Below are 21854 nucleotides of genomic sequence, written 5' to 3'. Positions count from 1 at the left end.
GTAAAAATAGCTAAATTTTAGGGATTTTTTTTATATTTAGGGGTTGCAAGGACTTAGATCATTCAATAGAATGCGCCCCACTTATGCCGACTTAGCTCAGTAGGTAGAGCAACTGACTTGTAATCAGTAGGTCACCAGTTCGATTCCGGTAGTCGGCACCATTTTCTCCTATAGTAGTGAAAGTGGACGAAAAATTTTGGAGGGGTTCCCGAGTGGCCAAAGGGAGCAGACTGTAAATCTGCCGGCTCCGCCTTCGATGGTTCGAATCCGTCCCCCTCCACCATATTAAATAGGAAATAGCAAAAAGAGTTACGTGTTGCGGGCATCGTATAATGGCTATTACCTCAGCCTTCCAAGCTGATGATGCGGGTTCGATTCCCGCTGCCCGCTCCACTCATTATTGTGTGCTGATATAGCTCAGTCGGTAGAGCGCATCCTTGGTAAGGATGAGGTCGGCAGTTCGATTCTGCCTATCAGCACCAGCTCTAAGCAAACTTTTCCTTTTAATATATACTTTCTACCGATAATTATTGGTTGCGTGGTCATATTGATATAGCCACCTAAATCCGTACCTAGAGGGACAACTCATGTCTAAAGAAAAATTTGAACGTACGAAACCGCACGTAAACGTTGGTACTATCGGCCACGTTGACCACGGTAAAACAACTCTAACTGCAGCTATCTGTACTGTACTGTCTAAAGTATACGGCGGTTCAGCACGTGACTTTGCGTCAATCNTGTCTAAAGAAAAATTTGAACGTACGAAACCGCACGTAAACGTTGGTACTATCGGCCACGTTGACCACGGTAAAACAACTCTAACTGCAGCTATCTGTACTGTACTGTCTAAAGTATACGGCGGTTCAGCACGTGACTTTGCGTCAATCGATAACGCTCCAGAAGAACGTGAACGCGGTATCACAATCGCAACTTCACACGTAGAATACGATACTCCAACTCGTCACTACGCGCACGTAGACTGTCCAGGACACGCTGACTATGTTAAAAACATGATCACAGGTGCTGCACAGATGGACGGTGGTATCCTAGTTGTTGCTGCAACAGATGGCCCAATGCCACAAACTCGTGAGCACATCCTACTAGGCCGTCAGGTTGGTATCCCTTACATCATCGTATTCATGAACAAATGTGACATGGTTGATGATGAAGAGCTACTAGAACTAGTAGAAATGGAAGTTCGTGAACTTCTAACAGAATACGATTTCCCAGGCGACGACCTACCAGTAATCCAAGGTTCAGCACTTGGCGCACTACAAGGTGAAGNACAATGGGAAGAGAAGATTGTAGAACTAGCTGAAGCGCTAGACTCTTACATTCCAGAACCACAACGTGCAATCGATCAGCCATTCCTAATGCCAATCGAAGACGTATTCTCAATCCAAGGTCGTGGTACAGTAGTAACTGGCCGTATCGAGCGCGGTATCCTAAAAGTAGGTGATGAAGTTCAAATCGTGGGTATTCACGACACAACTGCAACTACTTGTACAGGTGTTGAGATGTTCCGTAAACTTCTAGACGAAGGTCGTGCGGGTGAAAACGTTGGTGCACTACTACGTGGTACTAAACGTGACGAAGTTGAACGCGGTCAAGTACTAGCGGCACCAGGTTCAATCACTCCACACACTAAGTTTGAATCAGAAGTATACGTACTGTCTAAAGATGAAGGTGGTCGTCACACACCATTCTTCAAAGGCTACCGTCCACAATTCTACTTCCGTACAACTGACGTAACTGGTGACATCCAGCTACCAGAAGGCGTAGAAATGGTAATGCCAGGCGACAACGTTAAAATGACTGTAGAACTAATCGCCCCAATCGCGATGGACGAAGGTCTACGTTTCGCGATCCGTGAAGGCGGTCGTACAGTAGGTGCAGGTGTTGTAGCTAAAATTGATGCTTAATTTGCATTAATTATTTGACGAAACACTACTATAAAGGGCATCATTTGATGCCCTTTTTAAGTGCTATTGTTTGATTTGAGTGAAAATTAAGCAATCACGAGCAGAATTCTAAAGGCTAAGAGCAATTCTTGGCCCAAAGTGTTATATTCAACGCTCAAAGTGTTGAAAAAGGATTTGCCCTGCAACAGCGGGGTTGTTGTCGTCTAAAGTAGACTTGTGACAGGTTGGTTTATGAAAGCAAAAAATGCTGAAACTCCTGATAGCTCAAGTGCGGCAGAGATTTTCAAGTGGGTTGTCACTTTTGCTCTGTTAGCCGCCGCTGTTGTGGGTAATCACCTATATAGTGATATGTCTGTAGTCATCAGAGCTGCGGGCGTTATCGTCCTTATCGCTGCGGCACTTGGTGTAGCCGCACTTACCGTAAAAGGTAAAGCTGCGATCAGTTTTGCACAGGAATCCCGTATGGAGATCCGGAAAGTTGTTTGGCCTTCGCGTCAAGAAACAATGCAAACTACATTAATTGTTTTAGCAGTAAGTGTTGTAATGGCACTTGTGCTTTGGGGCATCGACGGCATTATGGTTCGTTTGGTAGCCTTTGCGACTGGAATTTAAAGAAGAGAGGGTTAGAAACATGAGTGAAGCACCAAAAAAACGTTGGTATGTAGTTCAAGCCTTCTCAGGATTCGAAGGTCGTGTTGCTCAGTCACTACGTGAGCATATTAAAATGCATGAAATGGAAGAGTTTTTCGGTGAGGTTCTTGTACCTACTGAAGAAGTTGTCGAAATGCGCGCTGGTCAGCGTCGTAAAAGCGAACGTAAATTCTTCCCTGGTTATGTATTAGTGCAAATGGTCATGAATGATGAATCATGGCACTTAGTACGTAGTGTACCGCGAGTAATGGGATTCATCGGTGGTACGTCTGATCGTCCAGCACCAATTACTGATAAAGAAGCTGACGCCATTCTTAACCGTCTTGAAAAAGCTAACGAAGCTCCTCGTCCTAAAACTATGTTTGAAGCGGGTGAAGTGGTACGTGTTAACGATGGTCCATTTGCTGACTTTAACGGTACTGTTGAAGAAGTGGATTACGAGAAGAGTCGCTTGAAAGTGTCTGTATCGATCTTTGGTCGTGCAACACCAGTTGAACTTGAATTTGGTCAAGTTGAAAAACTTGATTAAAAAAACAGCTTTTAGGCTTGTTTAAGGCGCGAAATCTGATTATAATTTCGCGCCTTTTTACAGGTCTTTATTGTAAAACGGGGAGCTGTTCAGTCGAACTAGCGTTAGAACCCAAAATTTAGGAAATATCATGGCTAAGAAAGTTGAAGCTTATATCAAGTTGCAAGTTGCAGCTGGTATGGCAAACCCAAGTCCACCAGTTGGTCCTGCTCTAGGTCAACGTGGTGTGAACATCATGGAATTCTGTAAAGCGTTCAACGCGAAAACAGAATCTGTAGAGAAAGGTCTACCAATTCCAACAGTTATCACTGTTTACAATGACCGTTCTTTCACGTTCATCACTAAGACTCCACCAGCAGCTGTTCTTCTTAAGAAAGCAGCAGGCATTAAGTCTGGTTCTGGTCGTCCAAACACTGATAAAGTGGGCACAATCACTGACGCTCAAATCCAAGAAATCGCAGAAACTAAAGCTGCTGATATGACTGGTGCTGATATCGAAGCAATGAAACGTTCTATTGCGGGTACTGCTCGTTCAATGGGCCTAGTGGTTGAGGGTTAATACGATGGCAAAACTAACTAAGCGCATGCGTACTATCCGCGAAAAAGTGGATGTAACTAAAGAGTACGAAATCAACGAAGCTGTTGCACTTCTTAAAGAACTAGCAACTGCAAAATTCGTAGAGTCTGTTGACGTTGCTGTTAACCTAGGTATCGACGCTCGTAAATCTGACCAAAACGTACGTGGTGCAACTGTACTACCACACGGTACTGGTCGCGAAATCCGCGTTGCTGTATTCACTCAAGGTGCAAATGCTGAAGCTGCTAAAGAAGCTGGCGCAGACCTAGTGGGTATGGAAGACCTAGCTGAACAAGTTAAGAAAGGCGAAATGAACTTTGACGTAGTTGTTGCATCTCCAGATGCAATGCGCGTTGTAGGTCAACTTGGTACTATCTTAGGTCCACGTGGCCTTATGCCAAACCCTAAAGTTGGTACTGTAACTCCTAACGTTGCTGAAGCAGTTAAAAATGCTAAAGCTGGTCAGGTTCGTTACCGTAACGACAAGAACGGCATCGTTCATACCACTATTGGTAAAGCGTCTTTCGAAACTGCGCAACTTAAAGAGAACCTAGAAGCTCTTCTAATTGCACTTAAGAAAGCAAAACCATCAGCAGCTAAAGGTGTTTACTTGAAGAAAGTTAGCATCTCTACAACTATGGGTGCTGGTGTATCAGTAGATCAAGGTAGCTTGAATACTGTAGCTTAATAAGCTTAATACATTTGCTTAGGCGCAAAATTGATGTATAATTCTGCGCCTAAATATTTGTGGTTGGGGCTGATTCGGTTCTCGAAATTGAAGCAGTCTCCGTCCAAGACCGTAGGCGTTATCGAATAGATGACTTAATCGTACCTACGTAGATGGTGCCCGAACTGACGAAAGCTCTATATTTATATCTTTCTTCTGGGAATGCACCTAATTAGCTCTCACTGTTGTGATAATAGTGAGTGGTGTAACGACAACCAGGAGTTAATCCAAATGGCTTTAAATCTTCAAGACAAAAAAGCAATTGTTGCTGAAGTCAACGAAGCGGCCAGTGGTGCACTTTCTGCAGTTGTTGCTGACTCTCGTGGTGTTCAAGTTGCTGCTATGACTTCTCTACGTAAACAAGCTCGTGAAGCTGGTGTTTACGTAAAAGTTGTTCGTAATACGCTTGCACGTCGCGCAGTAGAAGGCACAGACTACGAATGTCTTACAGACCAATTCGTAGGTCCAACTTTGATCGCTTTCTCTAACGAGCACCCAGGTGCTGCAGCGCGTCTTTTCAAAGACTTCGCTAAAGAGAATGACAAATTTGAGATCAAAGCTGCTGCATTTGAAGGTGCTTTAGCTGACGTAGAAGTACTAGCGAAACTACCAACTTACGACGAAGCAATCGCACGCCTAATGATGTGCATGAAAGAAGCTTCTGCTGGCAAATTGGTACGTACTATTGCTGCTGTTCGCGATCAAAAAGAAGCTGCTGCTTAATAATAAAGCTTGCTTTTTACTGGTTGCAAAATAAACTTATTGTTGACTTAAAAGAGAATTGTTATGTCTATTACTAACGAGCAAATCCTAGACGCAGTTGCAGAAATGTCTGTAATGCAAGTTGTTGAACTAATCGAAGCGATGGAAGAAAAATTCGGCGTTTCTGCTGCTGCTGCTGTTGTAGCTGGCGGCGCTGCTGCAGGCGAAGCTGCTGCTGAGCAAACTGAATTTGACGTTATCCTAACTGCTGCTGGCGGCAACAAAGTTGCTGTAATCAAAGCAGTACGTGGTGCTACTGGCCTAGGTCTTAAAGAAGCTAAAGGTCTTGTAGACGGTGCTCCTGCTCCTCTTAAAGAAGGTGTTGCTAAAGAAGAAGCTGAAGCACTAAAAGCACAACTTGAAGAAGCTGGTGCGACTGTTGAAGTTAAGTAATTACTTGATTTCATAGCCGTAAAGGCTATTGGCTGGTGGTTTAATAACCACCGGCCTTTTTGCGCTGTAGGGCATCGATGAGTTTTCCCGCTGTTTAGGCGTCGATATCCGAGCAAAAAACGACTTATTCTTTCGCAATAACTCGTCACTACAGTAAACAGCCATTAGTCACTGTCCCAACCCTTTGCTACAGAATAACTGCCAAGGCGGACAGTTTGGGTCACTTATCAGCGAGCTGAGGAACCCCATGGTTTACTCTTATACCGAGAAAAAGCGCATCCGTAAGGACTTTGGTACTCGTCCACAAGTTTTGGACATTCCATACCTGCTATCGATCCAGCTCGATTCGTTCGACAAATTTATCGAACAGGATCCTGAAGGACAATACGGTCTTGAAGCCGCTTTTCGTTCTGTATTTCCTATTCAGAGCTACAACGGCAATTCAGAGCTGCAATACGTTAGCTACCGTCTTGGTGAGCCAGTATTTGACGTTAAAGAATGTCAAATTCGCGGCGTAACTTATTCAAAACCACTACGCGTTAAATTGCGTTTAGTGATCTTTGATAAAGACGCGCCTGCAGGTACTGTCAAGGATATTAAAGAACAAGAAGTCTACATGGGTGAAATTCCACTCATGACTGAAAATGGTACCTTCGTAATCAATGGTACCGAGAGGGTTATCGTATCCCAGCTGCACCGAAGCCCCGGCGTGTTCTTCGACAGCGATAAGGGTAAGACTCACTCATCAGGTAAAGTTCTTTATAACGCACGTGTTATCCCTTACCGTGGTTCATGGTTAGATTTCGAGTTTGATCCGAAAGATAACTTATACGTACGTATTGACCGTCGTCGTAAATTACCTGCATCTATCATTCTTCGTGCCTTAGGTAAATCGACAGAAGAAATCCTTGATCTCTTCTTCGAGAAAATTAACTTTGAAGTTAAAGACCAGACTCTATACATGGAGTTGGTACCTGAGCGTCTACGTGGCGAAACTGCAACGTTTGACATCGAAGCTGAAGGTAAAGTCTACGTAGAAAAAGGCCGTCGCGTAACTGCACGTCATATCCGTCAATTAGAAAAAGACGGCGTGAAGTTCATCGATGTACCTGTTGAGTACATCGTAGGCAAAGTTTCGTCTAAAGATTACATTGACGAAGCGACAGGCGAAGTTATCGTAGCGGCTAACCAAGAAATCAGCCTAGAAGCGCTAGCTAACCTATCTCAAGCAGGTTACAAGAAACTAGAAGTTCTATTTACGAACGATCTAGACCACGGTCCGTTTATGTCTGATACGCTTCGTACAGACAGCACAACTGACCGCATTTCTGCATTAGTAGAAATCTACCGCATGATGCGCCCTGGCGAGCCGCCAACAAAAGAAGCGGCTGAAGCCCTATTTGAGAGCTTGTTCTTCTCTGAAGAGCGTTACGATCTATCTACCGTTGGTCGTATGAAGTTCAATAGCTCAATCGGTCGTGAAGACGCCGGTGAGCAAGGCACACTCGATGAAACTGATATCATCGAAGTTATGCGTAAACTTATTGCTATTCGTAACGGCAAAGGCGAAGTGGACGATATCGACCACCTTGGCAACCGTCGTATCCGTAGCGTAGGTGAAATGGCAGAAAACCAATTCCGTGTTGGTCTTGTACGTGTAGAACGCGCTGTTAAAGAACGTCTAAGCCTAGGCGATCTAGACAACGTGATGCCACAAGATCTGATCAATGCGAAACCAATTTCTGCAGCCGTTAAAGAATTCTTTGGTTCTTCACAGCTGTCTCAGTTCATGGACCAAAACAACCCGCTATCAGAAGTAACGCACAAACGTCGTATTTCTGCGTTAGGTCCTGGCGGTTTGACTCGTGAACGTGCTGGTTTCGAAGTACGTGACGTACACGTAACTCACTACGGTCGTCTATGTCCTATCGAAACACCTGAAGGTCCAAACATCGGTTTGATCAACTCGCTATCAGCGTTTGCACGTTGTAATGAGTACGGTTTCTTAGAAACTCCGTACCGCCGAGTTGTAGACGGTGTTGTTACTGATGAAGTCGATTACCTATCTGCTATCGAAGAAGGTCAATTCGTTATCGCACAGGCGAACGCGAAACTGACTGAAGAAAGCACATTTGCTGATGAGCTAATCACTGCTCGTCAGAAAGGTGAATCTGGTCTTCACCCACGTGAACATGTTAACTACATGGACGTTGCAACAAACCAAGTAGTATCTATCGCTGCTTCGCTTATCCCGTTCCTAGAACACGATGATGCGAACCGTGCATTGATGGGTGCGAACATGCAACGTCAGGCAGTTCCTACACTGAAATCGGACAAACCTCTTGTAGGTACCGGTATTGAACGTAACGTAGCAGTTGACTCAGGTGTTACTGCAGTTGCGAAACGCGGTGGTATGGTTCAGTCAGTTGACGCTTCACGTATCGTAGTAAAAGTAAATGAAGATGAATTGATTCCTGGTGAAGCAGGTATCGACATTTACACATTAACTAAATACACACGTTCTAACCAGAACACTTGTATCAACCAGCGTCCATGTGTGATGCCAGGTGAACCAGTGTCTCGTGGTGATGTTCTGGCTGATGGTCCATCAACCGACTTGGGTGAACTTGCGCTTGGTCAAAACATGCGTATCGCGTTCATGCCTTGGAACGGTTACAACTTCGAAGACTCAATCTTAGTGTCTGAAAAAGTTGTTCAAGACGACCGCTTTACCACTATCCACATTCAAGAACTTTCTTGTGTGGCTCGTGATACTAAGCTAGGTGCAGAAGAGATTACTGCGGACATTCCAAACGTAGGTGAAGCTGCTCTGTCTAAACTAGACGAGTCAGGTATCGTTTACATTGGTGCTGAAGTTAAGGGTGGTGACATCCTAGTTGGTAAAGTGACGCCAAAAGGTGAAACTCAGCTAACGCCTGAAGAAAAACTGCTACGTGCAATCTTCGGTGAAAAAGCATCTGATGTTAAAGATACATCTCTACGTGTTCCTGGTTCTGTAACAGGTACGGTTATCGACGTACAAGTCTTCACTCGCGATGGCGTAGAGAAAGACAAACGTGCGCTTGAAATCGAACAAATGCAGTTGAAAGAAGCGAAGAAAGACCTAACAGAAGAATTCCAAATCTTGGAAGGCGGTGTGTTAGCTCGTGTTCGTACACTTCTTCTTGCAGGCGGTTACAGCGAAGCTCAACTAGACAGCATTGATCGTAAGAAATGGTTAGAGCAAACACTAGAAAGTGATGAACTGCAAAACCAACTAGAACAGTTGGCAGAGCAGTACGACGAACTACGTGCGGAATTCGATAAGAAGTTCGAAGTTAAACGTCGTAAGATCACTCAAGGTGATGATCTTGCTCCTGGTGTACTGAAGATCGTTAAAGTTTACCTAGCTGTGAAACGTCGTATCCAGCCTGGTGATAAAATGGCGGGTCGTCACGGTAACAAAGGTGTAATTTCTAAGATTAACCCAATCGAAGATATGCCTTACGATGAAACTGGTCGCCCAGTTGATATCGTACTGAACCCACTGGGTGTACCGTCTCGTATGAACATCGGTCAGATCCTTGAAGTTCACTTAGGTGCTGCTGCGAAAGGTATCGGTGACAAGATCAATGCGATGGTTAAAGAGCAGCAAGAACTGGCTAAACAACGTGAGTTCCTGCAAAAAGTTTACGACCTTGGCAACACTCGCCAGCAAGTAGACATTGCTAGCCTATCTGATGATGAAGTTCGTACATTGGCTGAGAACCTACGTAATGGTCTGCCTATCGCGACTCCAGTATTCGATGGTGCATCTGAGCCAAACATTAAGGCACTGCTTAAACTTGCAGATTTGCCTGAATCTGGTCAGTTGACTCTGTTTGATGGTCGTACTGGTGATGCGTTTGAGCGTCAAGTAACTGTTGGTTACATGTACATGCTTAAACTGAACCACCTTGTTGATGACAAGATGCACGCTCGTTCAACCGGTTCTTACAGCCTAGTAACTCAGCAACCACTTGGTGGTAAAGCTCAGTTCGGTGGCCAGCGTTTCGGTGAGATGGAAGTATGGGCACTAGAAGCATACGGTGCTGCTTACACTCTACAAGAAATGTTGACAGTTAAGTCCGATGACGTGAATGGCCGTACTAAGATGTATAAGAACATCGTAGATGGTACTCACTCTATGGAACCTGGTATGCCAGAATCGTTCAACGTATTGTTGAAAGAGATTCGCTCACTAGGTATCAACATCGAGCTAGAAGACGAAGAGTAAACCTGAAAAGTAGCCCATTGAGGGCTGCTTAGTAGGTTTTCGGTAGAAAGGTGCTTGCTTAGCGGCAAGCTCCTTTTAACTCCTTACAGGAGCTGATTGTGAAAGACTTATTAAACTTTCTAAAAGCACAGCACAAGACTGAAGAATTTGACGCGATCAAAATCGGTCTTTCTTCACCAGATATGATCCGTTCATGGTCTTTTGGTGAAGTTAAAAAACCTGAGACTATCAACTATCGTACGTTCAAACCTGAACGTGATGGTCTGTTCTGTGCGCGTATTTTTGGTCCAGTGAAAGACTACGAATGTCTTTGTGGCAAATATAAGCGTCTGAAACACCGTGGTGTTATCTGTGAGAAGTGTGGCGTAGAAGTTACACAAACTAAAGTTCGTCGTGAGCGTATGGGCCACATCGAACTTGCTTCTCCTGTTGCTCACATCTGGTTCCTTAAATCACTACCATCTCGTATCGGTCTATTAATGGATATGCCGCTACGTGACATCGAACGTGTACTTTACTTCGAAATGTACGTAGTGACAGAACCTGGTATGACTGATCTTGAAAAAGGTCAGATGCTTACCGAAGAAGAGTATCTGGATCGCCTAGAAGAATGGGGTGATGAGTTCACAGCTAAGATGGGTGCAGAAGCGATCAAAGATCTTCTGCAAGACATGGACTTAGTTGCTGAAGCTGAACAGATGCGTGAAGAGTTACAAACCACTAACTCTGAAACTAAGCGTAAGAAAATCACTAAACGTTTGAAATTGGTAGAAGCGTTCGTTACTTCTGGTAACAAACCAGAATGGATGATCTTGACCGTTCTTCCAGTTCTTCCGCCAGATCTACGTCCTCTAGTTCCACTAGATGGCGGTCGTTTTGCGACGTCTGATCTGAACGATCTATACCGTCGTGTGATCAACCGTAACAACCGTTTGAAACGCCTTCTAGAGCTAGCTGCTCCGGACATTATCGTACGTAACGAAAAACGTATGCTGCAAGAGTCTGTTGATGCGCTTCTTGATAACGGTCGTCGTGGTCGTGCGATCACAGGTTCGAACAAGCGTCCTCTGAAATCTCTTGCTGATATGATCAAGGGTAAACAAGGTCGTTTCCGTCAGAACCTTCTTGGTAAACGTGTAGACTACTCTGGTCGTTCTGTAATCACAGTTGGTCCATACTTACACCTACACCAATGTGGTCTGCCTAAGAAGATGGCACTTGAGCTGTTCAAACCATTTATCTACAGCAAGTTAGAGACTCGTGGTCTTGCGACTACAATCAAAGCTGCTAAGAAAATGGTAGAGCGTGAAGAAGCGGTAGTATGGGATATTCTGGATGAAGTTATCCGTGAACACCCAGTAATGCTTAACCGTGCACCAACACTTCACCGTCTTGGTATCCAAGCGTTTGAACCAGTTCTAATCGAAGGCAAAGCGATGCAGCTACACCCATTGGTGTGTGCGGCGTATAACGCGGACTTCGATGGTGACCAAATGGCGGTTCACGTACCTCTAACTCTAGAGGCACAGCTTGAAGCTCGTACTCTGATGATGTCGACAAACAACATTCTGTCGCCAGCGTCAGGTGATCCTATCATCGTACCTTCTCAGGACGTTGTATTGGGTCTGTACTACATGACTCGTTCTAAAATCAACGACAAAGGCGAAGGCATGTACTTCTCCGGTCCGGCTGATGCAGAAAAAGCGTACCGCACTAAGACTGCGACACTACACGCTCGAGTTAAAGTACGTATCACTGAGACAGTGATTGATGATGATGGCAACAGCACTACAAACACTTCAATGGTAGACACTACTGTTGGTCGTGCGATGTTGTGGCAAATCGTACCGAAAGGTCTGCCTTTCTCAGTCATCAACCAAAAACTTGGTAAGAAACAAATTTCTAACCTGTTGAACGTGGCTTACCGTAAGCTAGGTCTGAAAGATACTGTTATCTTCGCTGACCAAATCATGTACACAGGTTTTGCTTACGCAGCACTTTCTGGTGTTTCTGTTGGTATCGACGATATGGTTGTACCACCTGCTAAATACACTGAAATCGCTGAAGCAGAAGAAGAAGTTCGCGAAATCCAAGAACAGTTCCAGTCTGGTCTGGTAACTGCGGGTGAACGTTACAACAAAGTGATCGATATCTGGGCTTCAACCAACGATCGCGTAGCGAAAGCGATGATGGCTAACCTTTCTACTGAAACGGTAATCAACCGTGACGGTGAAGAAGAAGAGCAAGAATCATTCAACAGCATCTACATGATGGCCGACTCTGGTGCACGTGGTTCTGCCGCGCAGATTCGTCAGCTTGCTGGTATGCGTGGTCTGATGGCTCGTCCAGATGGTTCAATCATCGAAACGCCAATCACAGCGAACTTTAAAGAAGGTCTAAACGTACTTCAGTACTTTATCTCAACGCACGGTGCTCGTAAGGGTCTTGCGGATACAGCATTGAAGACAGCAAACTCAGGTTACTTGACTCGTCGTCTAGTTGACGTGGCACAAGACGTGGTTGTTACTGAACACGATTGTGGTACTCATGAAGGCGTTATCATGACTCCTCACATCGAGGGTGGTGATGTTAAAGTTGCATTGACTGAACTAGCACTAGGTCGTGTTGTTGCAGAAGACGTATTGAAACCAGGTACTGAAGATGTATTGGTTCCTCGTAATACGCTTCTTGACGAAAAATGGTGTCAAATTCTTGATGAAAACACCGTCGACATGGTTAAAGTACGTTCAGTAGTTACCTGTGATTCTGACTTCGGTTGTTGTTCACTATGTTACGGTCGTGACCTAGCTCGTGGTCACTTGGTTAACCAAGGTGAGGCAGTAGGTGTTATTGCTGCTCAATCTATCGGTGAACCTGGTACACAGCTAACCATGCGTACGTTCCACATCGGTGGTGCAGCATCGACTGCAGCAGCAGAGAACAGCATCAAAGCTAAGAACAAAGGTACTATCAAACTTCACAATGCTAAGTTCGTAACGAACAAAGAAGGTAAGCTAGTAATCACATCTCGTGCGTCTGAGCTAACTATCATTGATGAATTTGGTCGTACTAAAGAGAAACACAAACTGGCTTACGGTTCTCACCTAAGCAAAGGCGATAACGCAGCAGTTGAAGTTGGTGACTTAGTTGCTAACTGGGAAGCACACACATTGCCAATCATCACTGAAGTGGCAGGTCGTATCCAATACGTTGATATGATTGATGGTGTAACTGTTTCTCGTCAAACTGATGACTTGACTGGTCTATCTTCAAGTGAAGTAACAGACCCAGCTGCTCGTCCATCTGCAGGTAAAGATATGCGTCCAGCTATCAAACTTGTTGATGAGAAAGGTAACGATGTATTGATTCCTGGTACTGATATGCCAGCACAATACTTCCTACCTGGTAAAGCGATCGTGAATATCGAAGATGGCGCAGAAGTAAGTGTGGGTGATACGCTAGCACGTATTCCACAAAAATCTGGCGGTAACAAAGATATCACCGGTGGTCTTCCACGCGTTGCTGACTTGTTCGAAGCTCGTAAGCCTAAAGAGCCTGCAATTCTTGCTGAACACACAGGTACTGTGTCATTCGGTAAAGAAACAAAAGGTAAACGTCGTCTAGTTATCACTCGTGATGGTGGTGACTCTTACGAAGAGATGATTCCTAAGCATCGTCAGTTGAACGTGTTCGAAGGTGAACGTGTTGAACGTGGTGACGTAATTGCTGATGGTCCAGAAGCTCCACATGACATTCTTCGTCTACGTGGCGTTCACGCTGTGACTCAGTACATCACTAACGAAGTGCAGGAAGTATACCGTCTACAAGGCGTTAAGATTAACGATAAGCACATTGAAACTATCGTTCGTCAAATGCTACGTAAGTGTACTATCACTCATGCTGGGGATTCTGAATTCCTACCGGGTGAACAGGTTGAATACACTCAAGTTAAGATTGCTAACCGTCAGCTAGAATCTGAAGGTAAAGAACCTGCACGTTTTGAACGTGAACTATTAGGTATCACTAAAGCATCTCTTGCAACTGAGTCATTCATCTCTGCTGCATCGTTCCAAGAAACAACTCGCGTTCTTACTGAAGCGGCTGTATCTGGTAAACGTGATGAACTACGCGGCTTGAAAGAGAACGTAATTGTTGGTCGTCTGATTCCAGCTGGTACTGGTTTCGCATACCACCAAGAGCGCCAAGCTAAGCGCGAAGCACAGAAAGAAGGTCCTTCTGTTGAACAAGCAACAGATAACCTAGCTGCACTGCTAAACGCTGGTTTCTCTTCTGACGAGTAATCAATAGCGATAAAAAAGGCACCTTCGGGTGCCTTTTTTGTTTTCTATGGTTTTGTTATTTTTTCGCTGAAACTGTACTTTGAAGTTACTTGGGTATAAAGATACTTATCTATAAAGCCAACAGGGAATTCTGGGCTTATGCACCCGGAGGAACCGCTAAACTATCAGCGATAAGTTGAATTAAATAATCTTCAATATTGAAGCGCTGTTCTAGTACTTCACCTACTTCAGATAAATCATGATCTAAATCTTCTAGATCGTCGTCATCCGCGATGGCTGAGTATTTATCAGTGAAGCTCAGTAGTGGTTCGTTGGTTTCTATAATATCACCGTAGGTGGAATCCATTTCCTCTGTAGCGTGAAACCCTGTGGCATGCCATTTGTTCATGACCATATCGTAAATTTTGAAGTGACCTTCAGAGATATAATCAACCAGATCTTGGCAGAATACTTGGAGTTCTGTTGGGGATGGGAGCTCAGCGATAGAGACCTCTGCGGCACTTGGCTGAAGATAAGCAAGCTTACAGAAGGCGACGATTAATTCTTGTCTTTTGGCTAACCAATGGTCAATGACGTCACTGGAACCGCCCCACTGTTCTTGCGTTTTTTTCAGTTTTTTCAGCATGGCTATGCCCTCATGATTCATCATCACAGCGATGATCTTCCTTGGCTCATAGGTCTAAATTCGAAAAAAACCTATTTGTTATACAAGAATTTATAGAACATTAATTGAATAACTACAAATTCTGGCATGAATTCAGATTGCCAGTAAAATGAAGGAACTGCAACCAGCGAGGAGTTCATATGTTAAAAAATGGTGACGAGAAATCCGCTTATTGGTGTGTTGTTTCAGGATCTGACTTATGGAGTGTTGACGAAGGTATCCCTTTTGGTACAGCTCAAGCATTAAATTTGCCGGTTTCCAACGCTGTTGAGATCGGAGAGTATCAGCAACATCCTGTTTATTGGCTAAATGCAAGTGACCTGGAGTTTGATGTTGAACTTACGCCATTGAGAAGTTTACTGACCATAAATACGGAATTATTCCATCTCATTAGTAAAGCGGTTCAGTATGGTCACATGACTCAAACTCAGCGTTTCTGTCCGCATTGCGGTGGTAGAACCTATTTTAATCACAGTCAGAATGCGATGCAGTGCCAAGACTGTCGTACACTGCATTATCCTCGCATCTCAACTTGTATTATTGTTGCGGTGCGCAAGGATGACCAAATCCTACTTGCTCAGCACCCGCGACATAAAACCGGAATGTACACTGTGATTGCCGGTTTTGTCGAAGTTGGTGAGACTCTAGAAGAGTGTGTGGCTCGAGAAGTAAAAGAAGAAACGGGTCTTGAAGTCAAAAATATCCGTTATATGGCAAGTCAGCCTTGGGCATTCCCATCTAATTTAATGGCCGGATTTTTGGCAGAGTATGCTGGTGGTGATGTTAAGCCGGATTATACCGAACTGAGTGATGCTGATTGGTTTAGTCCCGCAAAACTACCAGAACTGGCTCCTAAGGGGACCATCGCTCGTGAACTGATTGAGCAGACCCTAAAAGACATCGATAAAGATCATCGGTAAGCAATTCTTATCCTGCTATCCTTAACCATAAATAACATATATTTGCCATTTGGACCTTGGAACACCAACATGGCATTTATTGTTCACATGGGTGAGTGATGGAACACTCGAATACCGCTGTTTGGACGCTCGTTATTTAGGGATAAACTGAATTAGCATTACGACTTTCGCGACCGAACAATGTTAGAATGTTCGGCAAAATTATCAGCCTTATTATTACAATCAATGGAAGACGGAATGACAGAATTAAAAAACGACCGCTATCTTCGCGCTTTGCTCAAGCAACCAGTAGATTGCACTCCAGTATGGATGATGCGCCAAGCAGGCCGCTATCTGCCAGAATATCGTGAAACTCGTGCTCAAGCGGGAGATTTCATGTCGCTTTGTCGTAATGCTGAGTTAGCTTCTGAAGTCACTCTTCAGCCACTACGTCGCTTTCCATTAGATGCCGCTATTTTATTTTCGGATATTTTAACTATTCCTGATGCCATGGGGTTAGGGTTACATTTTGAAGCGGGTGAGGGGCCTAAATTCTCTCGTCCTATTACCAGTAAATCTGATGTAGATAAAATTGGTATTCCTGATCCAGAAGGTGAATTGCAATATGTGATGAATGCGGTACGTCAAATCCGCAAAGATTTACAAGGTGAAGTGCCCCTTATAGGTTTTTCCGGCAGCCCATGGACGTTAGCAACCTATATGATTGAAGGTGGAAGCTCGAAGGCTTTCACGAAAATCAAAAAAATGATGTATAGCGATCCTCAAACACTGCATCTGCTTTTGGATAAGTTAGCGGATAGCGTCATTGAATACTTAAATGCGCAGATCAAAGCCGGAGCTCAATCTGTGATGGTATTTGATACTTGGGGTGGTGTGCTGACTCCGAGAGATTACAATGATTTCTCATTGCAATATATGCACAAAATTGTGGATGGGTTAATGCGTGAAAATGAAGGTCGTCGTGTGCCTGTAACTTTATTTACGAAAAACGGCGGCATGTGGTTAGAGCAGATTGCAGCAACCGGCTGTGATGCTATTGGGTTGGATTGGACAATCAATATTGCTGATGCCAAGGCTCGTATTGGCGATAAAGTGGCTCTACAAGGAAATATGGACCCTTCCATGTTGTATGCATCCAAAGAGCGTATTCGTGAAGAAGTGTCTACTATTTTAGAAGGATTTGGTCATGCTGATACAGGGCATGTGTTTAATTTAGGCCACGGTATCCATCTTGATGTGCCACCTGAGAATGCGGGTGTGTTTGTTGATGCTGTCCATGAACTGTCTAAACCATTCCATCTGAGTAAATAATATTTATCAACGTTGTGCCACCATCGATGTGTGTGCAGCGTTTTTCTCTGTTTCCTATTAGTGAATTAACTAGTACGGATAACAAAGATACACGCTCATAATAAGGAAATCGTACTCTATGAAAACAAGAGATCGAATTGTTTATGCGGCATTAGAGTTATTCAATGAAAATGGCGAGCGCAATATGACAACCAATCATATCGCAGCGCATATTGATATTAGTCCGGGTAACTTGTATTACCATTTTCGTAATAAACAAGAAATTGTACGTGAAATCTTTAATCTGTATTCAGCTGAGTTGATCGAGCGCTTTACTCCTGTACAAGGACAGTATGAAAGTTTGACTTTGCTTAATCATTATTTGGAGTCCATGTTTGCTCTGATGTGGAAGTATCGTTTCTTTTACGCCAATCTTCCTGATATTTTGCAACGTGACGAGGAATTACATACGGATTATATTGCGGTTCAAGATACGCTACAGAAGAATCTCGTAGATATTATTCGGGCGTTTGTTGATATCAATTTGCTTGATATCGCTGAAGCGGATTTGCAAAAAACGGCGACCACTCTGCATATTGTTGCTTCTTCTTGGTTAGCGTATCAATCAGCTATGTCTCATGAGACCAGAATTACTGAAGAAGTGATTCACCAAGGTGTATTGCAAATAATTTCTGTCGTGAAGCCTACTGCAACGAAAACGGGATATGAGCAGCTGCAATTGATGGAAGAGGGCGTTAAAGCCATGCATGCATAAAAGCAATGAGATATAACCTTTCCTCCTTGGGAAAAGTGAGTGATTATTGCTAACGTATAATGCGTAACAAATGACTGATAATTTAGTCAGATGAATATTTCTTTCCATTAGACGAAAGTGGATTCTGTTCTATGCATTATGATGTGTTTAACGGTGATGCTGATGGCATCATCGCTCTTCTCCAGTTGAGATTAGCTCAGCCTAAATCAGCAAAATTGGTCACTGGGATTAAGCGTGATATTGAGCTTTTAAAGCAAGTTCAACCACAATCACAAGATTCTATTACCGTATTAGATATATCAATGGCCAAGAATTCGGCGGCTTTGCAACACGTGTTGCAAATCGGAGCGTCTGTTTTTTATGCTGATCATCACCAGTCTGGGGAAATCCCATCACACCCTCAGCTTGAAGCTTATATCGACTTAGATGCGAATGTGTGCACCGCGCTAATTATCGATCGTTATCTCAATGGACAATTTCATGCGTGGGCCATTGCTGCGGCTTACGGTGATAATTTAATGTCGGTTGCAGATAAGCTAGCCTTGCAAGCAGGGTTTAATTCAGAGCAAGCAGGGCAGTTACAAGAAATAGGAACATTGATTAACTACAACGGTTATGGACGCCATGTTGATGATCTTCATTATCATCCAGCTGAATTGTTCAAAGCACTTACCTGTTACCTTTCTCCATTTGACTTGTTTGCGGATCCTCAATCTCCTCTTTATCAATTGCGTACTGGATATCAAGCGGATATGGCGTTAGCTATGGGGCAGTCCGCTCTCGTTGATGAGCCGTTTGTCAGGGTATTTCAATTACCTGATGAGCCAGCGTCTTATCGCATTAGCGGTGTTTACGGTAATACACTAGCCAATCAGTCAGAAAACCAAGCACATATTGTACTGACCGAACTGGAGAATGGCACAGCGTTTACTGTTTCACTACGAGCACCGTTGACGAATAAGCAAGGTGCTGGTGGGCTTTGTGCACAATTTGTAACAGGAGGAGGGCGCGAAGCAGCAGGTGGGATTAATCGACTTCCTCGCGAAGAAGTCGATCAATTTATCCAAGTGGTTCGTGATTATTATTCGAGTTAGCGCTTAAGCCAGTTTAAAGGGTTTTGAGCTTGGCTATTACGGCGAATTTCGAAATAGACTGACGGTTGGGTTTGTCCCCCAGTATCACCGGCTAGGGCGATGGTTTCTCCTGCGGAAACTTTATCGCCTTCTTTTTTCGTTAAGGTTTGATTGAAACCGTAGAGCGTCATATCACCTTTACCATGATCAATGAGTACCATTAATCCATAACCACGTAGGTAATCAGAAAATACAATCGTACCAGGATAGACCGCTTTCACTCGTTCGCCATATTTGGCCTTAATGACAATGCCTTTCCAGTTTATCTGGCCACTTTGATGTTCACCGTAGCGATGTAATAAAGATCCAGTAACGGGCCAAGGAAGTTTATGCCTTTCTCTTGATAACCCATCCATTGGTACCGAACTGCGTTTGGCTGCTTTGGCAATTTCTGCTTTAAGGCGAGTTTCATTACGTTGCAGTTCTGCTAAATACACCTTGTCACCAGATATATTGTGTTTAATTTTTCCCAGTGTATGACGACGTTTGTCTTGAGCTTGTGCAAGACGTTTATATTTCGCATTTTGTTGTTTCAGTAACGTAGTGATCTGGTCGCGCTCTCGCTTTAATTGATGTTCGGTATTATTTAATTCCTGATGCGTCCCCTCGAGTTTTTTGATCGCATCGGTACGAGCTTTAGCTAAATGTTGGTAGTACTGACTAATACGGTCTTCTTCGATACCTGTATTGAGCAGATTACCGCTGGCAGTGGCGCGTTTGGTTATGTAGTAAGTCTTCATTAGTTTTGTCAGCAATTCTGTTTGTTCTTTACGCTGTTTTTCTAACTGCAGAATCTTCTTACTTAAATTGGATATATTTCGATTCGCTTTCGCTTGTTGTTGCTCAGTCTCTTGAATCTGTTTTTTCTGCGCTGCGATATCTAACTCTTGGTGTTTCAATTCATTCTGCAGCTCATCCAACATTTTTTGCTGTTTGGAAAGGGATAATTTTTGGCGCTGAATCTCATTGGTAACACCTGTTAACTCTTGCTGAGAGGCGGCGAAAGAGAGACTCGGAGTGAGTACACAAAAACTCAGTAGAAAACTGACTAGGTGTTTTCGATTTAATTGTGGTGCGCAGGGAGAAAGGAGCATCTTGAACATCATGGCTGAGCTTATGTTGATTTAAACGTATAGGAAAAACAGTATACCCAATGGATGAAGGGAGGCGAGCGATGCATGCAAAAAGTTTGTCATTATCTGCATATTGGAGAGGTAGTCGTGCGGTTGATAGGTGATATTTAGCAGTGAGAAAAGCCTCCAATTAGGAGGCTTCGAATCTGATTGATGATAGCGGTGCTTATTTGTAAAGAACGTTACCAGTCATTTCTGAAGGGATTTCTTGATCCGTTAGAGCCAACATTGTTGGTGCTAAATCAGAAAGTTTACCGCCTTCTTTAAATTCAATGTCTTTGTTACCTACGTAGATAAGAGGTACTGGTAAGTTAGTGTGTGCAGTATGGGTGCCGCCTGTTTCAGGGTTTACCATCATTTCTGCGTTACCGTGGTCGGCTGTAATTAGCAGTTGTCCATCCATTTCTTTGATGGCTTCAACTACACGGCCGATACAAGCATCAACAGCTTCACATGCTTGAACTGCCGCCTCATAAACACCAGTGTGACCCACCATGTCGCCGTTAGGGTAGTTACAGATGATGGCATCGTATTTACCTGATTTAATAGCAGCAACTAATTTATCAGTGAGTTCAGCAGAGCTCATCTCTGGTTGTAGGTCATAAGTAGCAACTTTTGGTGATGCGACGATTTGACGATCTTCGCCATCAAATTCATTTTCAACACCGCCATTGAAGAAGAAAGTCACGTGAGCATATTTTTCAGTTTCAGAAATACGTAATTGAGTTTTGCCTGCTTTCGCTAACCATTCACCGTAAGTGTTATGAAGTTCAGCTGGTGGGTAGGCACAAGCGAGAGGAATGTCTGCCGCGTATTGAGTCAGCATAACAAACTTCACTTCAGGGAACTTAGCACGTTCAAAGCCTTCAAATGCAGGTACAAAAGTACGAGTGATTTCACGCGCACGGTCAGCACGGTAGTTCATAAAGATTACCGCATCGCCATCTTCAATCGCAGATGATTCTTGGCCTTGTGCACAAACAACGGTTGCTTTAACAAACTCATCGTTTTCATCACGAGCGTAAGCGGCTTCAAGACCAGCAACGGCTGAATCAGCTGTGTATTCACCTTTCGCTTCAACCATAAGGTCATAAGCGTGTTGAACGCGATCCCAGTTGTTGTCACGGTCCATTGCGTAGTAACGACCGATAAGAGAAGCAACTCGACCTTTACCTAGTTTTGCGAAAAGTTCATCAAAACGTTTTAGTGATGCTTCTGCACTGCGTGGTGGAGTATCGCGTCCATCAAGGAAGCTGTGGAGGTAAATTTTTTCTGCACCTTGAGCTGCGGCGAGTTCAACGGCTGCGTAGATATGATCTTCGTGAGAGTGAACGCCACCAGGTGACATTAATCCCATGATATGTACTGCTTTACCTGCACTTACTGCAGAGTCGATAGCATTGATAAGTGCTTCATTTTTTTGGAATTCGCCATCAGAAATTGCTTTGGTAATACGAGTCAAATCTTGATATACGACACGACCAGCACCAATATTTGTGTGACCAACTTCTGAGTTACCCATTTGGCCATCAGGTAGACCAACATCTAAGCCCGAAGCATTAATGAGAGTATTTGGGTTGTTTGCAGCTAGCCCATCAAGAACCGGGGTATTTGCATTATTAATTGCGTTACTTGCGTTGTCGTCGCGGTGACCCCATCCATCAAGGATGACTAGAGCCATAGGCTTTTTAGCAGACATAATATTGACCTCGTCAAATTCAAAAAGAATTGAAATTAGCGTAATTTTACTACACTTTTTACCCTTAGCTGTAGGTTAAGATCAATGATTCTATCTATCAAT

Annotated in this window: 16 protein-coding genes and 4 tRNA genes; 17 read left to right on the top strand and 3 right to left on the bottom strand. The window is 43.8% G+C overall.

Going from position 1 to position 21854, the window contains the following annotated elements; translation table 11 throughout:
* Positions 1-85: 85 nt before the first annotated feature.
* The 13 genes from F9817_RS16050 to rpoC all read left to right on the top strand — a co-directional run bounded on the left by F9817_RS16050 (position 86) and on the right by rpoC (position 14138).
* Positions 86-161: transfer RNA gene (locus tag F9817_RS16050), tRNA-Thr, on the top strand.
* Positions 162-198: 37 nt separating this feature from the next.
* Positions 199-283 (top strand) — tRNA-Tyr (locus tag F9817_RS16045).
* A 35-nt stretch (positions 284-318) separates the two neighbouring features.
* Positions 319-393, top strand: a tRNA-Gly gene (locus F9817_RS16040).
* Between the two features lie 13 nt (positions 394-406).
* A tRNA-Thr gene (locus F9817_RS16035) sits at positions 407-482 on the top strand.
* 105 nt (positions 483-587) lie between these two features.
* Positions 588-1922: an elongation factor Tu gene (tuf, locus tag F9817_RS16030; RefSeq protein ID WP_161157168.1), complete on the top strand. Its 1335-nt coding sequence runs from the start codon at positions 588-590 to the stop codon at positions 1920-1922.
* 231 nt (positions 1923-2153) lie between these two features.
* Positions 2154-2534 carry a preprotein translocase subunit SecE gene (gene secE / locus F9817_RS16025; protein WP_161157177.1) on the top strand — a complete coding sequence of 127 codons (381 nt, stop codon included), beginning with the start codon at positions 2154-2156 and terminating at the stop codon, positions 2532-2534.
* Between the two features lie 19 nt (positions 2535-2553).
* Positions 2554-3102, top strand: a complete 549-nt coding sequence (nusG, locus tag F9817_RS16020; RefSeq protein ID WP_161157167.1) for a transcription termination/antitermination protein NusG — start codon at positions 2554-2556, stop codon at positions 3100-3102.
* 130 nt (positions 3103-3232) lie between these two features.
* A complete protein-coding gene (gene rplK / locus F9817_RS16015; protein ID WP_161157166.1) occupies positions 3233-3661 on the top strand; it encodes a 50S ribosomal protein L11 in 429 nt (142 codons plus the stop codon).
* Positions 3662-3665: 4 nt separating this feature from the next.
* Positions 3666-4367, top strand: a complete 702-nt coding sequence (gene rplA / locus F9817_RS16010; RefSeq protein WP_161157165.1) for a 50S ribosomal protein L1 — start codon at positions 3666-3668, stop codon at positions 4365-4367.
* Positions 4368-4637: 270 nt separating this feature from the next.
* Complete coding sequence (gene rplJ / locus F9817_RS16005) at positions 4638-5129, top strand: 50S ribosomal protein L10 (protein ID WP_161157164.1); 492 nt, start codon at positions 4638-4640, stop codon at positions 5127-5129.
* Positions 5130-5192: 63 nt separating this feature from the next.
* On the top strand, positions 5193-5561 hold the full coding sequence (rplL, locus tag F9817_RS16000; protein WP_161157163.1) for a 50S ribosomal protein L7/L12: 369 nt from the start codon (positions 5193-5195) through the stop codon (positions 5559-5561).
* Between the two features lie 247 nt (positions 5562-5808).
* Positions 5809-9837: a DNA-directed RNA polymerase subunit beta gene (gene rpoB / locus F9817_RS15995; protein WP_161157162.1), complete on the top strand. Its 4029-nt coding sequence runs from the start codon at positions 5809-5811 to the stop codon at positions 9835-9837.
* 98 nt (positions 9838-9935) lie between these two features.
* Positions 9936-14138: a DNA-directed RNA polymerase subunit beta' gene (gene rpoC / locus F9817_RS15990; RefSeq protein ID WP_161157161.1), complete on the top strand. Its 4203-nt coding sequence runs from the start codon at positions 9936-9938 to the stop codon at positions 14136-14138.
* A 136-nt stretch (positions 14139-14274) separates the two neighbouring features.
* Here the strand turns inward: rpoC and rsd are convergent, their stop codons facing one another.
* Entirely contained in the window at positions 14275-14763 is a 489-nt protein-coding gene (rsd, locus tag F9817_RS15985; RefSeq protein ID WP_161157176.1) for a sigma D regulator, read from the bottom strand.
* Positions 14764-14942: 179 nt separating this feature from the next.
* Here rsd and nudC point away from each other — a divergent pair, with 179 nt between their 5' ends.
* The 4 genes from nudC (at position 14943) to F9817_RS15965 (ending at position 18881) form a co-directional block, all read left to right on the top strand.
* Entirely contained in the window at positions 14943-15722 is a 780-nt protein-coding gene (gene nudC / locus F9817_RS15980; RefSeq protein WP_161157160.1) for an NAD(+) diphosphatase, read from the top strand.
* A 237-nt stretch (positions 15723-15959) separates the two neighbouring features.
* Complete coding sequence (gene hemE / locus F9817_RS15975) at positions 15960-17033, top strand: uroporphyrinogen decarboxylase (RefSeq protein WP_161157159.1); 1074 nt, start codon at positions 15960-15962, stop codon at positions 17031-17033.
* Between the two features lie 118 nt (positions 17034-17151).
* On the top strand, positions 17152-17787 hold the full coding sequence (locus F9817_RS15970) for a TetR/AcrR family transcriptional regulator (protein WP_161157158.1): 636 nt from the start codon (positions 17152-17154) through the stop codon (positions 17785-17787).
* Between the two features lie 131 nt (positions 17788-17918).
* Entirely contained in the window at positions 17919-18881 is a 963-nt protein-coding gene (locus F9817_RS15965; RefSeq protein WP_161157157.1) for a DHH family phosphoesterase, read from the top strand.
* Here F9817_RS15965 and F9817_RS15960 read toward each other — a convergent pair.
* Both F9817_RS15960 and gpmM read right to left on the bottom strand, forming a co-directional pair.
* On the bottom strand, positions 18878-20014 hold the full coding sequence (locus F9817_RS15960) for a murein hydrolase activator EnvC family protein (protein WP_427916714.1): 1137 nt from the start codon (positions 20012-20014) through the stop codon (positions 18878-18880). The genes F9817_RS15965 and F9817_RS15960 overlap by 4 nt on opposite strands.
* Positions 20015-20219: 205 nt before the next feature.
* A complete protein-coding gene (gene gpmM, locus F9817_RS15955) occupies positions 20220-21752 on the bottom strand; it encodes a 2,3-bisphosphoglycerate-independent phosphoglycerate mutase (RefSeq protein ID WP_161157156.1) in 1533 nt (510 codons plus the stop codon).
* Between the last annotated feature and the right edge of the window lie 102 nt (positions 21753-21854).

This window comes from Vibrio eleionomae, assembly GCF_009874545.1.
In the GTDB taxonomy this organism is placed as follows: Bacteria; Pseudomonadota; Gammaproteobacteria; order Enterobacterales; family Vibrionaceae; genus Vibrio; species Vibrio nitrifigilis.
This window is presented reverse-complemented; position numbering and strand designations above follow the sequence as displayed.

What these genes read in the sequence shown, in the direction of transcription:
- secE (WP_161157177.1), top strand. Translation starts at nt 2,154, where the DNA reads ATGAAAGCAAAAAATGCTGAAACTCCTGATAGCTCAAGTGCGGCAGAG.
- nusG (WP_161157167.1), top strand. Translation starts at nt 2,554, where the DNA reads ATGAGTGAAGCACCAAAAAAACGTTGGTATGTAGTTCAAGCCTTCTCA.
- rplK (WP_161157166.1), top strand. Translation starts at nt 3,233, where the DNA reads ATGGCTAAGAAAGTTGAAGCTTATATCAAGTTGCAAGTTGCAGCTGGT.
- rplA (WP_161157165.1), top strand. Translation starts at nt 3,666, where the DNA reads ATGGCAAAACTAACTAAGCGCATGCGTACTATCCGCGAAAAAGTGGAT.
- rplJ (WP_161157164.1), top strand. Translation starts at nt 4,638, where the DNA reads ATGGCTTTAAATCTTCAAGACAAAAAAGCAATTGTTGCTGAAGTCAAC.
- rplL (WP_161157163.1), top strand. Translation starts at nt 5,193, where the DNA reads ATGTCTATTACTAACGAGCAAATCCTAGACGCAGTTGCAGAAATGTCT.
- rpoB (WP_161157162.1), top strand. Translation starts at nt 5,809, where the DNA reads ATGGTTTACTCTTATACCGAGAAAAAGCGCATCCGTAAGGACTTTGGT.
- rsd (WP_161157176.1), bottom strand. Translation starts at nt 14,763, where the DNA reads ATGCTGAAAAAACTGAAAAAAACGCAAGAACAGTGGGGCGGTTCCAGT.
- nudC (WP_161157160.1), top strand. Translation starts at nt 14,943, where the DNA reads ATGTTAAAAAATGGTGACGAGAAATCCGCTTATTGGTGTGTTGTTTCA.
- hemE (WP_161157159.1), top strand. Translation starts at nt 15,960, where the DNA reads ATGACAGAATTAAAAAACGACCGCTATCTTCGCGCTTTGCTCAAGCAA.
- F9817_RS15970 (WP_161157158.1), top strand. Translation starts at nt 17,152, where the DNA reads ATGAAAACAAGAGATCGAATTGTTTATGCGGCATTAGAGTTATTCAAT.
- F9817_RS15965 (WP_161157157.1), top strand. Translation starts at nt 17,919, where the DNA reads ATGCATTATGATGTGTTTAACGGTGATGCTGATGGCATCATCGCTCTT.
- F9817_RS15960 (WP_427916714.1), bottom strand. Translation starts at nt 20,014, where the DNA reads ATGCTCCTTTCTCCCTGCGCACCACAATTAAATCGAAAACACCTAGTC.
- gpmM (WP_161157156.1), bottom strand. Translation starts at nt 21,752, where the DNA reads ATGTCTGCTAAAAAGCCTATGGCTCTAGTCATCCTTGATGGATGGGGT.